Source organism: Pseudomonas sp. GW823-FHT02F05 (assembly GCF_058797315.1).
Window position 1 is genome coordinate 22881 of record NZ_JBXAJM010000017.1, and the last position, 15626, is coordinate 38506.

General features: G+C 59.2%; 12 protein-coding genes and 2 pseudogenes. 11 read left to right on the forward strand and 3 right to left on the reverse strand.

All coding sequences use genetic code 11. From position 1 onward, the window contains the following. Positions 1–80 precede the first annotated feature (80 nt). Complete coding sequence (locus tag AC1RAC_RS20060) at positions 81–848, reverse strand: TerB family tellurite resistance protein (protein WP_054920689.1); 768 nt, start codon at positions 846–848, stop codon at positions 81–83. 1 nt (position 849) lies between these two features. Further along, positions 850–1524 carry an N-acetylmuramate alpha-1-phosphate uridylyltransferase MurU gene (gene murU, locus AC1RAC_RS20065; protein WP_492616926.1) on the reverse strand — a complete coding sequence of 225 codons (675 nt, stop codon included), beginning with the start codon at positions 1522–1524 and terminating at the stop codon, positions 850–852. Between the two features lie 182 nt (positions 1525–1706). Between murU and AC1RAC_RS20070 the strand changes: the two are divergent. Then, positions 1707–1799, forward strand: a pseudogene (locus AC1RAC_RS20070) (hypothetical protein); the annotation flags it as partial. 33 nt (positions 1800–1832) lie between these two features. Here AC1RAC_RS20070 and AC1RAC_RS20075 read toward each other — a convergent pair. Beyond that, positions 1833–2546: pseudogene (locus AC1RAC_RS20075) on the reverse strand (aminoglycoside phosphotransferase family protein); the annotation flags it as partial. A gap of 130 nt (positions 2547–2676) precedes the next feature. On the opposite strand from AC1RAC_RS20075, the gene AC1RAC_RS20080 reads away from it, so the two are divergent. The 10 genes from AC1RAC_RS20080 to AC1RAC_RS20125 all read left to right on the forward strand — a co-directional run bounded on the left by AC1RAC_RS20080 (position 2677) and on the right by AC1RAC_RS20125 (position 15585). Continuing rightward, a complete protein-coding gene (locus tag AC1RAC_RS20080; RefSeq protein WP_054920695.1) occupies positions 2677–5517 on the forward strand; it encodes an LPS-assembly protein LptD in 2841 nt (946 codons plus the stop codon). Beyond that, the gene (locus AC1RAC_RS20085) at positions 5498–6832 is read left to right on the forward strand and encodes a peptidylprolyl isomerase (protein WP_136624693.1); all 1335 of its coding nucleotides are present in this window, start codon (positions 5498–5500) and stop codon (positions 6830–6832) included. The genes AC1RAC_RS20080 and AC1RAC_RS20085 overlap by 20 nt, the downstream gene beginning before the upstream one ends. Then, entirely contained in the window at positions 6829–7818 is a 990-nt protein-coding gene (pdxA, locus tag AC1RAC_RS20090; protein WP_054920698.1) for a 4-hydroxythreonine-4-phosphate dehydrogenase PdxA, read from the forward strand. Before AC1RAC_RS20085 ends, pdxA begins: the two co-directional genes overlap by 4 nt. Next, complete coding sequence (gene rsmA / locus AC1RAC_RS20095; protein ID WP_197900140.1) at positions 7815–8627, forward strand: 16S rRNA (adenine(1518)-N(6)/adenine(1519)-N(6))-dimethyltransferase RsmA; 813 nt, start codon at positions 7815–7817, stop codon at positions 8625–8627. Before pdxA ends, rsmA begins: the two co-directional genes overlap by 4 nt. Positions 8628–8859: 232 nt before the next feature. After that, positions 8860–9240, forward strand: a complete 381-nt coding sequence (gene apaG / locus AC1RAC_RS20100) for a Co2+/Mg2+ efflux protein ApaG (RefSeq protein WP_003194726.1) — start codon at positions 8860–8862, stop codon at positions 9238–9240. Next, the gene (locus AC1RAC_RS20105) at positions 9240–10091 is read left to right on the forward strand and encodes a symmetrical bis(5'-nucleosyl)-tetraphosphatase (protein ID WP_492616927.1); all 852 of its coding nucleotides are present in this window, start codon (positions 9240–9242) and stop codon (positions 10089–10091) included. Before apaG ends, AC1RAC_RS20105 begins: the two co-directional genes overlap by 1 nt. Before the next feature lie 9 nt (positions 10092–10100). Further along, entirely contained in the window at positions 10101–10430 is a 330-nt protein-coding gene (glpE, locus tag AC1RAC_RS20110) for a thiosulfate sulfurtransferase GlpE (protein WP_034128825.1), read from the forward strand. A 285-nt stretch (positions 10431–10715) separates the two neighbouring features. Then, the gene (locus tag AC1RAC_RS20115) at positions 10716–12638 is read left to right on the forward strand and encodes a PrkA family serine protein kinase (RefSeq protein ID WP_003194732.1); all 1923 of its coding nucleotides are present in this window, start codon (positions 10716–10718) and stop codon (positions 12636–12638) included. A gap of 113 nt (positions 12639–12751) precedes the next feature. Then, complete coding sequence (locus AC1RAC_RS20120) at positions 12752–14023, forward strand: YeaH/YhbH family protein (RefSeq protein WP_034116083.1); 1272 nt, start codon at positions 12752–12754, stop codon at positions 14021–14023. Continuing rightward, a complete protein-coding gene (locus AC1RAC_RS20125) occupies positions 14020–15585 on the forward strand; it encodes a SpoVR family protein (protein ID WP_003194736.1) in 1566 nt (521 codons plus the stop codon). Before AC1RAC_RS20120 ends, AC1RAC_RS20125 begins: the two co-directional genes overlap by 4 nt. The last annotated feature ends 41 nt before the right edge of the window (positions 15586–15626 follow it).

Sequence of the window (15626 nt, forward strand, 5' to 3'; positions counted from 1 at the left end):
CGCCTGGGAGTTTTTCGCGAGCAAGCTCGCTCCTACAATTAGGGCTTGCCACTGCCACATAGAGTTGAGTGGCGATAGCCTCAGCGAAAATCGCGCCGCTCGCGAATCAGCGCATAGGCGTTATGCAACTCACGGGTTCGTTCGGTCGCCTCACGCACTTGCGCGGGGCTGGCTCCCGTGCCGGCGATCTTGTCCGGATGGTGACGGCTGAGCAGGCGGCGGTAGGCGCGCTTGATCACCGAAGGCTCAGTGGTTGCCGTCACCCCCAGGATACGCAACGCCTCCTGATAGGCCCCCCCACGATTGGCCACTGGCTTGCGCTCCGGCGCGTAATCGGTCGCCAATGCCTGCAGCTGCTGCGGCGTCCAGCCCAGCCACTTGCCCCACTGGTCGATCAGGTCGCGCTCGGCAGCATCCGCCCGACCGTCCGCCCACGCCATGCGCCAACAGGCGCGCAGCACGCCTTCCGCCGCATGGGGCTGCGTCTTGAGCACCCGCAGGTAACTGCGTACACGGTCACTGCCGGACTTGCCACGGTTGAAGGCGCTGATCGCGCGGCGCTGGGCCGGCTCACTCATGTCCAGTGCGCGCATTTCCTGGCGCGCTTGCTGGATATGCCCATCGACAACCCGGCCATTACTCTTGGCCAGGCGTCCCAGCAGCACGAACAACAGCTCGTCGTTGCGCAAGGCCGGACGCCCACCCAGGCGCTCACGTAACTGCGCCCAACTGTGCAATTGCAAGCGACGATCCAAGGCCTGCCCCAGCAATGCCCCCAACAAAGCCCCCGGAATACTGGCAATGGCAAAGCCAGCCCCGGCGCCGATCAGCGTCCCTGGCCACAACATCCTAGCGTCCCTTTGTCAGCAAGGTTTCGACCTGCGCCAGTCGCTCCAGCGTCCCCACATCCACCCAGCGTCCTGCCATGTGCTCCCCCGTTACCAAACCTTTGGCCATGGCCTCGCGCAAAAGCGGGGCCAGCTTGAAGGCACCGGCGCTGCAACCCGCGAACAACTTGGGGTCGAGCACTGAAATGCCACTGAAGGTCAGGTTATCGGCACCGGGCGCGGCATCATGAAGCACACCGTGATCCAGGTAGAAATCCCCGCCCGACGGGTGGTGCGCAGGGTTGTCGACCATCACCAAGTGCGCCAGGCCCCGGATCGGCTGCTTGAGCTGGGTGAAATCGTAGTCAGTCCAGATATCGCCATTGACCACCAGAAACGGTTCGTCGCCCAGCAGCGGCAATGCCTGGAATATGCCGCCCCCCGTTTCCAGCGGTTCTCCCTCCGGGGAGTAGCGGATGCGCAGACCGAACTGGGCACCGTCGCCCAAGTAGCTTTCGATCTGCTCGCCGAGCCAGGCGTGGTTGATCACGATCTCGGTAAAGCCGGCCGTCGCCAAGGCTTCAAGGTGATACTCGATCAGCCGCTTGCCGCCGGCTTGCACCAGCGGCTTGGGCGTATGCAGGGTGAGCGGGCGCATGCGCTCGCCCTTGCCCGCCGCCAGGATCATCGCCTTCATACGCTGGCCTCAGCAGGTTCGCGCAGGCTGGCGAGCAATTCGCCCAGGTCACTCAACTCAGGTCGGTCGGCCAGCACCGCTTCTATATAAGCAAAGAAACGCGGCACGTCGGCCAGGTAGCGTGGCTTGCCGTCGCGGTGGCAGATACGCGAAAAAATGCCGATAACCTTGAGGTGACGCTGCACGCCCATCAGGTCGCTGGCACGCAGGAACTCTTCAAAGTCGTCCTGTACGGGAATCCCCAGCTGCCCGGCGCGCTGCCAATAGCCGCGCTGCCATTCACGAACGCGGGCCTGGGGCCAACTGAGGAAGGCGTCCTTGAACAGGCAGGTAATGTCATAGGTCACCGGGCCGTAGACCGCGTCCTGAAAATCCAGCACGCCTGGGCTTGGCTCACTGACCATTAGGTTGCGCGGCATGTAGTCGCGGTGCACCAGCACCTTGGGCTGGGCCAGCGCGCTGTCGATCAACTGCTGGCTGGCACGTTGCCAGAGGGCTTGTTGCTCAGGGTCGAGGTCGATGCCCAGGTGACGACGCACGTACCATTCCGGGAACAGTTCCAGCTCGCGACGCAATAAGGCCACGTCATAGCTGGGCAACGGCGCATCCATCGGCAATTGCTGGAAAGCCAGCAGCGCGTCGATGGCATCGGCAAATAATTGATCGGCATTTTCACCGTCAATCACGTCCAGATAGGTTTTTCTGCCCAGGTCATTGAGCAAAAGAAAGCCACGGGGCAGATCTTCTGCATAAATTTTTGGCACATTTATTCCCGATTTCGCGAGCAAATGCGCAATATCGACGAAAGGTTTGCAGTTTTCCTGGGGGGGTGGCGCGTCCATGACGACGAACGTATGGGCACCGCCCTCCCATCGAAAATAACGCCTGAAACTCGCGTCGCTGCTGGCCGCGGTCAATGTGGCCGGGGGCACGGGGCCCCAGTCCTGAGCGTTGAAGAGGATCGGCAACTGCTCATCCAGCCAGACTTCCAGCTGTTGTAAACGTAGATCTTGCTCGGGCATTACAAGGGTCTCCGACGGCGCTAGCCGTCAAGCGGGGCATGCTTTATTATCACGCATCTTTTTCAGACCATCGAGAGGCGTGCGGCCCAAACCGCGGGCAGATGGCACGCAGGAAGCCCGGACTAATAAGATGGCATTGAAATCCCCCGCGTTTCGTAGAAAATTTCCGTTGCTGGTAACCGGCAGTCTGCTGGCCTTGCAACCTTTCGCCACCTCATTCGTGGTCGCCGCGGAACAGTATGACTGCTCAGTCTCTGCTTCGGGTGCCTGGGATTGCGCGCCGAAGACCGCCGCCGCCCCATTGCCACCGCGCCCGGTGCATGACGGTGCTGCCGTCAGCTCGGCCAACAGCACGCCGCAAGGCAAAGCTGGCGGCAGCGTCGACGCCGAACCCAAGACCATGCTGGTCACCGAAGCCAAGGGCCGTGGCCTGCGTTCGCGCAGTGCCGACTACAGCCACCTTGACTGGGTACCTCGCGACAAGCTGACCGCAGCACAGCTGGCCGAAACCGGCCCTTACTGCGGCGGCGCCTACATCGAGCCGACTCGTCCTGGCATGAACGACAAGACGAACAAGAGCGATGCGCCGACCTTCATCGGCGCCAAGGCTTCTCGTTACGAGCAGGAGCAGCAGGTCGCTACCCTGGCCGGTGACGTGGTCATGCGCCAGGGCAGCATGCAGCTGGAGTCGGACGAAGCCAGCCTGTACCAGGCGGAGAACCGTGGCGAACTGAATGGCAAGGTGCGCCTGCGCGATAACGGCGCCCTGATCGTGGGTGACCATGCCCAGGTCCAGCTCGACACCGGTGCCGCCCAGATCGACAACGCCGAATACGTGATGCACAAGTCACGCATCCGCGGTAACGCGCTGTACGCCAAGCGTGCAGAAAACGCGATCATCCGTCTCAAGGACGGTACGTACACCACCTGCGAGCCGGACAGCAACGCCTGGCAGCTCAAGGGCAACAACATTACGTTGAACCCGGCCACCGGTTTCGGTACGGCGACCAACGCGACGTTGCGGGTCAAGAACATCCCGATCCTGTACACCCCGTACATCTACTTCCCGATCGATGACCGTCGTCAATCCGGCTTCCTGCCGCCGAGCTTCAGCACCGGCAGTGAGACTGGCTTTACATTGGTAACGCCGTACTACTTCAACCTGGCACCGAACTACGATGCCACGTTGTACCCGCAGTACATGACCAAGCGCGGCTTGTTGATGGAGGGCGAATTCCGCTATCTGACCAAGTCGAGTGAAGGGCAGTTTGGTGGGGCGTATCTCAATGATGATAGCGACGAGCGGAAGAAGCAGACTGATTACGAAAAGACCCGCTATATGCTCAATTGGCAGCATAAAGGTGGGCTGGATTCGCGTCTGACGACCCAGGTCGATTACACCAAGATCAGTGATCCGTTCTACTTCCAGGATTTGAAGTCGTATCAGGAAGGCATCCAGAGCCAGGACTTCCTGAACCAGCAGGGCTCCGTGACCTATAATGGTGATAACTATCAAGCTCGCGTGAACCTGCAGTCATATCAACTGGCGACGATTTCGCAGATCACTCCGTATGACCGTTTGCCGCAGATCACCTTCAATGGTCAGTTGCCGTACCATCCGGGGGGGCTCAACTTCTCCTACGAGACTGAAGCCGTAAGATTTGACCGAGACCTTCGAAACGGTAATGTGGTTAACGAAGACGGCGGGCCGTTCAATCCTGATGGCACTATAGGTGAACGACGCCTGGACACCTACGTAAACGGCCTGACCCGTGCAAACGGAACACGCTTGAACGTAGCTCCCGCTGTCGAGTACCCAATGAACTGGAGCTATGGCTTTATTACGCCGAAGCTCAAATACGTCTATACCAAATATGATCTTGACCTGGACAGCAAAGGCAAGGATGACATTGTCGCCGCGCAACTGGCCGCTACCCGGCCCGGCGCAGCGCCTTACGCTGGCGGAGTGTTCAAGAGTTCGCAAGATCGCGCTGTTCCTATCGCGAGCGTCGACAGCGGGCTGTACTTCGACCGCAAAACTAACTGGTTCGGTAAAGACTATAACCAGACCCTTGAGCCGCGAGCCTTCTACCTCTACGTACCGAACAAAGACCAAAGCGATATTCCGGTTTTCGACACCAGTGAATATTCGTTCAGCTATGCCTCTCTATTCCGTGATAACCGCTTTGCCGGTAACGATCGGATTGGAGACGAGAACAAGTTATCCCTGGGCGTAACCAGCCGCTGGATCGAAGAAAATGGCTTTGAACGCCAGCGTGTTTCCGTGGGTCAAGCACTGTACTTCAAGGATCGCGAGGTTCAACTGCCAGGAGTCCTGGCCGCTGACCGAGATGACTCCCAAACAGATGTCTCGCCTATCGCTTTGGAATACGCTTTCCGCTTCAACCGCGATTGGCGCGCCACGGCCGACTACAACTGGGACACCGAAAGCCATGCCCCACGCTCCGGTAGTGCGATGTTCCACTATCAGCCAGAAGACAACCCGAACAAGGTCGTCAACCTCGGCTATCGCTACCGCAATGACCAAGTGGTCTACAACCAACTGACCGGCAAATGGCAGTTCGGTGGGGACTACGGCACGCCAGGTCAAGAGAACTACGTGAAGGATTACTACAAAATCCAGCAACACGACTTCTCGATGATGTGGCCGATCATTCCGCAGTGGAATTTGATCACTCGCTGGCAGTATGACTATGCACGCAACCGCACCCTGGAAGCCTTCGGTGGTTTCGAGTACGACAACTGCTGCTGGAAACTGCGCGTCATCAACCGCTACTGGGTTTCCAACGACGAGTACAGCCAGATCGCCCCGCTCAACGAAAAGGGTGACCACGGGCTCTTCTTCCAGATCGTCCTCAAAGGACTCGGCGGCCTGACCGGCGCCAAGGTAGAGAGCTTCCTCGACAAAGGCATTGAAGGTTATCGTGAACGTGAAGACAAAGCTTTCTGAGTGTTTGCGCCCGCTAGTGCTGGGCGCGCTGTTCCTGGGTACTGTTTCGGCACACGCCGCAGTTCAACAGCTGGATAAAGTAGCGGCCATCGTCGACAACGACGTGATCATGCAGAGCCAGCTGGACCAGCGGGTCAAGGAAGTTCAGCAGACCATCGCCAAACGTGGCGGTGGGGTGCCACCGACCAGCGTCCTGGAATCTCAGGTACTGGAACGCCTGATCGTCGAAAACCTGCAACTGCAGATTGGCGAACGTTCCGGCATCCGTATTTCGGACGAAGAACTGAACCAGGCTGTTGGCACCATTGCTCAACGCAACAACATGAGCATTGATCAGTTCCGCGCCGCCCTGGCCCACGATGGCCTGTCCTATGAGGACGCCCGTGACCAGATCAAGCGCGAAATGATCATCAGCCGTGTGCGCCAGCGCCGTGTGGCCGAACGGGTTCAGGTGTCCGAGCAGGAAGTGAAGAACTTCCTGGCTTCGGACCTGGGCAAGATGCAGCTCTCCGAAGAGTTGCACTTGGCCAATATCCTGATTCCAACCCCGGACGGAGCCAACTCGGAGCAGCTCAATGCCGCTGCCGCTAAAACCCAGGCGATCTACGAGCGCCTGAAAGCGGGTGCAGATTTTGCCCAAATGGCCATTGCTCAGTCCGGCAGCGATAACGCCCTCGAAGGCGGTGATATGGGCTGGCGTAAAGCCGCTCAATTGCCACCTCCGTTTGATCGCGAATTGAGCGCCATGGAAGTCGGCGGCATTACCCAGCCAGCCCGCACCCCGGGTGGTTTTATCATCCTCAAGCTGCTGGAACGTCGCGGCGGCGAAACCTCGTTGAAAGACGAAGTTCATGTTCGTCACATCCTGGTCAAACCGAGCGAAATCCGCACCGAAGCACAAACCAAGGAACTGGCCCAGAAGATCTATGACCGCATTGAAAGCGGTGAAGACTTCGCCACCCTGGCTAAAAGCTTCTCGGAAGACCCAGGCTCTGCCCTTAACGGCGGCGACCTGAACTGGATCGACCCGAGGGCACTGGTGCCCGAGTTCCAGCAGGTCATGGCCGACACGCCACAAGGTGTATTGTCCAAGCCGTTCAAGACCCAATACGGTTGGCATGTCCTGGAAGTCCTTGGCCGTCGCGCCACTGACAACACCACCCAGGCGCGCGAGCAGCAAGCCCTGACCGTGTTGCGTAACCGCAAATACGACGAAGAGCTGCAAACCTGGCTGCGTCAGATCCGTGACGAAGCTTATGTAGAGAACAAGCTGCCAGGCGCCGAGCAAACAGGCACCGACCAGGCAACCCAGTGAAACCCCAGTGTTTCGCGGTGACACCCGGCGAGCCGGCCGGCATTGGTCCAGACCTGTGCCTGCTGCTCGCCTCGCAACCCCAGCCACACCCCCTGATTGCCATTACCAGCCGCGACCTGCTCCTCGAGCGGGCCGCGCAGCTGGGTGTGGCCGTCAACCTGCTGGACGTGGGGCCAGGCAACTGGCCCGACCTGCCGGCCCCCGCCGGCAGCCTGTATGTGTGGGACACCCCGCTGCAAGCCAAAGTGGTTGCCGGGCAGTTGAATACGGCCAACGCGGCATTTGTGCTGGAGACGTTGACCCGTGCGGGCCAAGGCTGCATCGACGGCGACTTCGCCGGCATGATCACCGCACCGGTGCACAAAGGCGTGATCAACGAATCCGGCATCGCCTTTTCCGGCCATACCGAATTCCTAGCGGAACTGACCCATACCGCTCAAGTGGTGATGATGCTCGCCACCCGTGGCCTGCGTGTGGCGCTGGTGACTACCCACTTGCCGCTGCGTGAAATCGCCGATGCCATCACTGCCGAGCGTGTGGAGCGTGTCACGCGCATCCTGCATAGCGACCTGCAACACAAATTCGGCATTGCCCAACCGCGCATCCTGGTCTGCGGGCTCAACCCCCACGCCGGTGAAGGCGGCCACTTGGGCCATGAAGAAATCGACATCATTGAACCAACACTAGAGCGCCTGCGCCAAGAAGGCATGGACCTACGCGGCCCATTGCCTGCAGACACTCTGTTCACCCCCAAATATCTGGAGCACTGCGATGCAGTGCTGGCGATGTACCACGACCAGGGGCTGCCCGTGCTGAAATACAAAGGCTTCGGCGCCGCAGTCAACGTGACACTGGGCCTGCCGATCATCCGCACCTCCGTCGACCATGGCACCGCCCTGGACCTCGCAGGCAGCGGCAAGATCGATACCGGCAGCCTGCACGTGGCCCTGGAAACCGCCTATCAGATGGCCGAGACCCGTATATGACTGAGCATTACCAACACCGGGCGCGCAAGCGCTTCGGGCAGAACTTCCTGCATGACGCTGGCGTGATCGATCGCATCCTGCGCTCAATCCACGCCAAGCCAGAAGACCGCCTGCTGGAAATCGGCCCGGGCCAGGGCGCGCTGACCCAGGGCCTGCTGGCCAGCGGCGGACAACTAGACGTCGTGGAACTGGACAAGGACCTGATCCCGATCCTCAACCAGCAGTTCGCCGGCAAAGCCAACTTCAACCTGCACCAGGGCGACGCGCTGAAGTTCGACTTCAACAGCCTTGGCGCTGCGCCCAACAGCCTGCGGGTGGTGGGTAACCTGCCGTACAACATTTCCACGCCGCTGATTTTCCACCTGCTGAACAACGCCGGAATCATCCGAGACATGCACTTCATGCTGCAAAAGGAAGTGGTGGAGCGCCTGGCCGCAGGCCCTGGCGGTGGTGATTGGGGTCGTTTGTCGATCATGGTCCAGTATCACTGCCGCGTGGAGCACCTGTTCAACGTCGGTCCAGGCGCGTTCAACCCGCCGCCGAAGGTCGATTCGGCCATCGTACGCCTGGTGCCGCATGCCGTGCTGCCGCACCCGGCCAAGGACCACAAACTGCTGGAACGCGTCGTGCGGGAGGCGTTCAACCAGCGCCGCAAGACCTTGCGTAACACCCTCAAGGCCCTGCTGAGCAATGCCGAGATCGAAGCTGCCGGCGTTGATGGAAGCCTGCGCCCTGAGCAACTGGACCTGGCCGCGTTCGTACACCTGGCCGACCAACTTGCCATCCAGCCTGCATCCGTAGTGGAATAGGCCGTAAGAACTCGATGCAATCCAATGTGGGAGCGGGCTTGCTCGCGAATGCGCAGTGTCAGTCACCAAATGTGTAACTGATGCACCGCCTTCGCGAGCAAGCCCGCTCCCACATTTGCTCCGCGTTATACCGATAACGCTTGCCGGCTGCCCGACACATGTCTGGCCTAGCGCCCTCCTCTTGGCCTAGACTGACCCGCATCTGCTGTCCTTCGCTTTTAAGGCCTCTTGCATGTCCGACCCTCGCTATCAGATAGACGTCAGCGTCGTCACCCGCTTCCTGGCGGACCAATCGCAACCCGAACATAACCGCTTCGCCTTTGCCTACACCATTACAGTGAAGAACAACGGGCTGGTGCCGGCCAAGCTGCTGTCGCGCCACTGGGTCATCACTGATGGCGACGGCCAGGTCGAGGAAGTGCGCGGGGCAGGCGTCGTCGGCCAGCAACCGTTGATCGACAGCGGCGCCAGCCACACTTATAGCAGCGGCACGGTGATGACCTCCAAGGTCGGCACCATGCAAGGCTCGTATCAAATGAAGGCCACTGACGGCCAACTGTTCGATGCAATCATCAAGCCCTTCCGCCTGGCCGTGCCAGGAGCCCTGCACTGATGGCGACGTACGCTGTCGGCGACCTGCAAGGCTGCCTGGACCCTCTCAAGCGCCTGCTGGATCGCGTAGCCTTCGACCCCGCAAATGATCGCTTGTGGTTGGTGGGCGACCTTGTCAACCGCGGCCCCCAGTCCCTGGAAACCCTGCGCTACCTCTATAGCCTGCGTGATTCTTTGGTATGCGTGCTGGGCAACCATGACCTGCACTTGCTTGCGGCCGGCAACAACATCGAGCGCCTCAAAAAAGGTGACACCCTGCGGGAAATCCTCGAAGCCCCGGACCGCGCTCAACTGCTCGACTGGCTGCGCCGGCAAAAACTCATGCACTACGACGAGGACCGCAACATGGCCTTGGTGCATGCCGGTATCCCGCCGCAGTGGACGCTGAAAAAAGCCCTCAAGTGCGCCGCCGAAGTTGAAAGTGCATTGGCCGATGACAACCTGTACACCGCTTACCTCGACGGCATGTATGGCAACGACCCGGTGAAGTGGGACAACGAGCTCACCGGCGTCGCCCGCCTGCGAGTGATCACCAACTATTTCACACGCATGCGCTTCTGCACGGCCGAAGGCAAACTGGACCTCAAGAGCAAGGAAGGTGCCGACAGCGCCCTCCCCGGCTATAAGCCCTGGTTCGCCTACAAGGAACGCAAGACCCGTGACACGAAGATCATCTTTGGTCATTGGGCCGCGCTGGAAGGCAAGTGCGATGAACCCGGCGTGTTCGCCCTCGACACCGGTTGCGTGTGGGGCGGCGCCATGACCCTGATGAACATCGACACGGGCGAGCGCGACGACTGCCAGTGCGAATCCCCCCTTTCCATTACCCAGCCGGCCGCCACCAAGCCATAGGAGCCCGCCATGACCGAATTCAAACGTATCCCCCCCGAACAAGCCCAGGCCCTGCGTGAGCAAGGTGCTGTAGTCGTCGACATCCGCGACCAGCCTACTTACGCCGCCGCCCACATCAGCGGCGCGCAGCATCTGGACAACGTCAACATCGCCGACTTCATACGCGCCGCCGACCTCGATGCGCCGCTGATCGTCGCCTGCTACCACGGCAATTCCAGCCAGAGCGCAGCCGCGTACTTGATCAGCCAGGGTTTCTCTGACGTCTATAGCCTGGACGGCGGGTTTGAGCTGTGGCGTACGACCTATCCTGCGGAAATTTCTTCAGGCGATTCGCAATAATTTTTTTCACACCCCGCTACCCCGCGTGACGCTTGGGCTTGCGCCGTTTCTGACGAACGGCGCGGCCAAACTAATTGCGCATCACGCCTTGACCTCCCGGATTCCGAACTATCCTTAAGCGCAGGCCATCCGAATCAGGGGAGAGCCGGTACACCGGCGTACGGGTCATCGGTAACGTTTCAGGGTGTTCTGGGGGGAAAACAGCCATTGGCGTGCGTCAATGACTGCCAGCATCGACTGATTGATCCGGCGTCGGCTCCACGTATCGAGCGAGGTGACGACGTCATGAGTATCTTTAGCCACTTCCAACAACGCTTCGCGTCCACACAGCAGGAAGAACTCACGCTTCAGGAGTATCTCGAGCTGTGCAAGCAGGACCGCAGCACCTACGCCTCTGCCGCCGAACGCCTGCTACTGGCGATTGGCGAGCCAGAACTGGTGGAAACCGCCAATAATTCGCGCCTGTCGCGGATATTTTCCAACAAGGTGATCCGCCGCTATCCGGCCTTTGAAGACTTCCATGGAATGGAAGAATGCATCGACCAGATCGTTTCCTACTTCCGCCATGCCGCCCAAGGCCTGGAAGAGAAGAAGCAGATCCTCTATCTGCTGGGCCCGGTCGGCGGCGGCAAGTCGTCCCTGGCGGAAAAACTCAAGCAATTGATCGAAAAGGTGCCCTTCTATGCGATCAAGGGCTCGCCCGTCTTCGAGTCCCCCTTGGGCCTGTTCAACGCCACGGAAGATGGCGCGATCCTCGAGGAAGACTTCGGTATCCCGCGGCGCTACCTCAACACCATCATGTCGCCCTGGGCCACCAAGCGCCTGGCCGAGTTCGGCGGTGATATCAGCCAGTTCCGCGTGGTGAAACTCTACCCGTCGATCCTCAACCAGATCGGCGTGGCCAAGACCGAACCGGGCGATGAAAACAACCAGGACATTTCTGCGCTGGTGGGCAAAGTCGATATCCGCAAGCTGGAAGAATTCCCGCAGAACGACGCCGATGCCTACAGCTATTCGGGCGCACTGTGCCGGGCCAACCAGGGCCTGATGGAATTCGTGGAGATGTTCAAGGCACCGATCAAGGTGCTGCACCCACTGCTCACCGCTACCCAGGAAGGTAACTACAACAGTACCGAAGGCCTTGGGGCGATTCCGTTTACCGGGATCCTGCTGGCTCACTCCAACGAATCGGAATGGCATACCTTCCGCAACAACAAGAACAACGAAGCCTTCATCGACCGGATCTATATCGTCAAGGTGCCGTACTGCCTGCGGGTCAGCGACGAAATCAAGATCTACGACAAACTGCTGTTCAACAGCTCCCTGGCCAAGGCCCATTGCGCGCCGGACACTCTGAAGATGCTTGCCCAGTTCACCGTGCTGTCGCGCCTCAAGGAGCCGGAGAACTCCAATATCTATTCGAAGATGCGCGTCTACGACGGCGAAAACCTCAAGGACACCGATCCCAAGGCCAAGTCGATCCAGGAATACCGTGACACGGCCGGTGTAGACGAAGGCATGAATGGCCTGTCGACGCGCTTTGCGTTCAAGATCCTGTCCAAGGTCTTCAACTTCGACCCCCACGAGATTGCCGCCAACCCGGTGCACCTGCTCTACGTGCTGGAACAGCAGATTGAACAAGAGCAGTTCCAGGCCGAAACCCGTGAGCGCTACCTGCGCTTCCTCAAGGAATACCTGGCGCCGCGCTACATCGAGTTCATCGGCAAGGAAATCCAGACCGCCTATCTGGAGTCCTACAGCGAATACGGCCAGAACATCTTCGACCGCTACGTGCTGTACGCAGATTTCTGGATCCAGGATCAGGAATACCGCGACCCGGAAACCGGCGAAATCCTCAATCGCGTGGCCCTCAACGAAGAGCTGGAAAAAATCGAGAAACCCGCCGGCATCAGCAATCCGAAGGATTTCCGCAACGAAATCGTCAACTTCGTACTGCGCGCCCGTGCCAACAACAACGGCAAGAACCCCACTTGGCTCAGCTACGAGAAGCTGCGGGTGGTCATTGAGAAGAAAATGTTTTCCAACACCGAGGACCTGCTGCCCGTCATCAGCTTCAACGCCAAGGCCAGCAAGGAGGATCAGCAAAAACACAACGACTTCGTCACACGCATGGTCGAGCGAGGCTACACCGACAAACAGGTACGACTGCTCTCCGAGTGGTACCTGCGGGTTCGCAAATCGCAGTAAGGCAGCGGCAAGCGCGCACTGCCAGGCATCCGGCCTGGCAGTTGACCGCTTGTCTCTAAGCTTCCAGCCCGCGGCTTGAAGCTTGTAACGTGAAGCTGCCCGGAGGGCTCCCCATGAGCTATGTGATCGACCGACGCCTCAATGGCAAGAACAAGAGCACGGTAAACCGTCAGCGTTTCCTGCGGCGTTACCGTGACCACATCAAAAAGGCGGTAGAAGAGGCCGTCAGCCGCCGCTCCATCACCGATATGGAGCATGGCGAACAAATCAGCATTCCCGGACGGGACATCGACGAACCGGTGCTTCACCATGGCCGCGGCGGCAAACAGACCGTGGTGCACCCCGGCAACAAGGAATTCACCACCGGCGAACATATCCAGCGCCCACAGGGCGGTGGCGGCGGCAAAGGTCCGGGCAAAGCCGGCAACTCTGGCGAAGGCATGGATGAATTCGTATTCCAGATCACTCAGGAAGAATTCCTCGAATTCATGTTCGAAGACCTCGAACTGCCCAACCTGGTCAAACGCAACCTGACCGGCACCGATACCTTCAAGACCGTACGCGCAGGGATCAGCAACGAGGGCAACCCGTCGCGCATCAACATCATCCGCACCCTGCGCTCAGCCCATGCACGGCGTATCGCCCTGTCCGGCAGCAGCCGCGCCAAACTCAAGCAGGCCAAGGAAGAGTTGGCACGCTTGAAGCGCGAAGAACCGGACAACTTCGGCGATATCCAGGAAATAGAGGCGGAAATCGAAAAACTCAGCGCGCGCATCCACCGCGTGCCGTTCCTCGATACCTTTGACTTGAAATACAACCTGCTGGTCAAGCAACCCAACCCCAGCTCCAAGGCTGTGATGTTTTGCCTGATGGACGTTTCCGGCTCCATGACCCAGGCCACCAAGGACATCGCCAAGCGCTTCTTTATCCTGCTGTACCTGTTCCTGAAACGGAACTACGACAAGATTGACGTAGTGTTCATCCGCCATCACACCAGCGCGCGAGAGGTGGACGAAGAGGAGTTTTTCTACTCGCGGGAAACCGGCGGGACCATTGTTTCCAGCGCACTGAAGCTGATGCAGGAGATCATGGCCGAGCGCTACCCCGCCAACGATTGGAACATCTACGCCGCCCAAGCTTCCGACGGCGATAACTGGAACGACGACTCCCCAATCTGCCGGGACATTTTAATCAACCAGATCATGCCGTTCGTGCAGTACTACACTTACGTCGAAATCACCCCCCGTGAGCACCAGGCCCTGTGGTTCGAATACGAGCGCATCGGCGAAGCCTTTGCCGACACGTTCGCCCAGCAGCAACTGGTCTCGGCCGGCGATATCTACCCGGTCTTCCGTGAACTCTTCCAGCGCAGGTTAGTGACATGACCGCCAAAAAAGAGAACAAGCGCCAACCCATTTCCACTGGCTCCGAGTGGACCTTCGAACTGATCCAGGCCTATGACCGGGAAATCAGCCGTATCGCGGCGGGTTATGCCCTGGACACCTACCCCAACCAGATAGAAGTCATCACCGCTGAACAGATGATGGATGCCTATGCCTCGGTGGGCATGCCCCTGGGCTATCACCATTGGTCCTACGGGAAACACTTCCTCAGTACCGAGAAGTCCTACACACGCGGCCAGATGGGCCTGGCCTACGAGATCGTGATCAACTCCGACCCGTGCATCGCGTACCTGATGGAAGAAAACACCATCTGCATGCAGGCGCTGGTAGTAGCCCATGCCTGCTATGGGCATAACAGTTTCTTCAAGGGCAACTACCTGTTTCGAACCTGGACCGATGCCAGTTCGATCATTGATTACCTGGTGTTCGCCAAGCAATACATCATGCAGTGCGAGGAGCGCCACGGTATCGATGCGGTAGAAGACCTGTTGGACTCCTGCCATGCGCTGATGAATTACGGCGTTGACCGCTATAAACGCCCCTATCCGATTTCCGCAGAAGAGGAGCGCCTGCGCCAGAAGGAACGCGAGGAGCACCTGCAGAAACAGATCAACGACCTGTGGCGCACCATCCCCAAGCGCGCCGACAAGAACAGCGACAAGGACAATGCACGCTTCCCCGCCGAACCTCAGGAAAACATCCTGTATTTCCTGGAAAAACACGCACCGCTGCTGGAGCCCTGGCAGCGTGAAATCGTGCGGATCGTACGCAAGATCGCACAATATTTTTATCCACAGCGCCAAACCCAGGTGATGAACGAGGGCTGGGCAACCTTCTGGCATTACACCCTGATGAACGACCTGTACGACGAGGGCCTGGTCACTGACGGCTTTATGATGGAGTTCCTCACGTCCCATACCAGCGTGGTCTTCCAGCCAGGCTTCGACAGCCCGTATTACAACGGCATCAACCCCTATGCACTGGGTTTTGCCATGTACCGCGATATCCGCCGCATGTGCGAGCACCCCACCGAGGAAGATCGCCGCTGGTTCCCGGAAATCGCCGGCAGCGACTGGCTCTCGACCATCAAGTTCGCCATGAGCAGCTTCAAGGATGAGAGTTTCATCCTGCAGTACCTGTCGCCCCAGGTGATCCGCGACCTCAAGCTGTTCAGTATCCTGGACGACGACCTCAAGGACGATCTGGTCGTACCCGCCATCCACGACGAACCCGGCTACCGCATCATTCGCGAAACCCTGGCCGCGCAATACAACCTCGGTAACCGCGAACCTAACGTGCAGATCTACAGCATCGATGTGCGTGGCGACCGTTCGCTGACCTTGCGTCACCAGCAGCACGACCGCAAACCCTTGGGCGAATCCACTGAGGAAGTGCTCAAGCATCTGCATCGGCTCTGGGGCTTTGATATTCATCTGGAAACCCTTCAGGGCGACCAAGTGATGAAAACCCATCATGTGCCACCGCGCAGCGATCATAACGACAACGACTACGGCCGCCTCGACATGGCCGTCGTTCATCTCTGAAACAGCAAAGCCTCCATTGGCCAAGCTCAGGCGTTATCCTG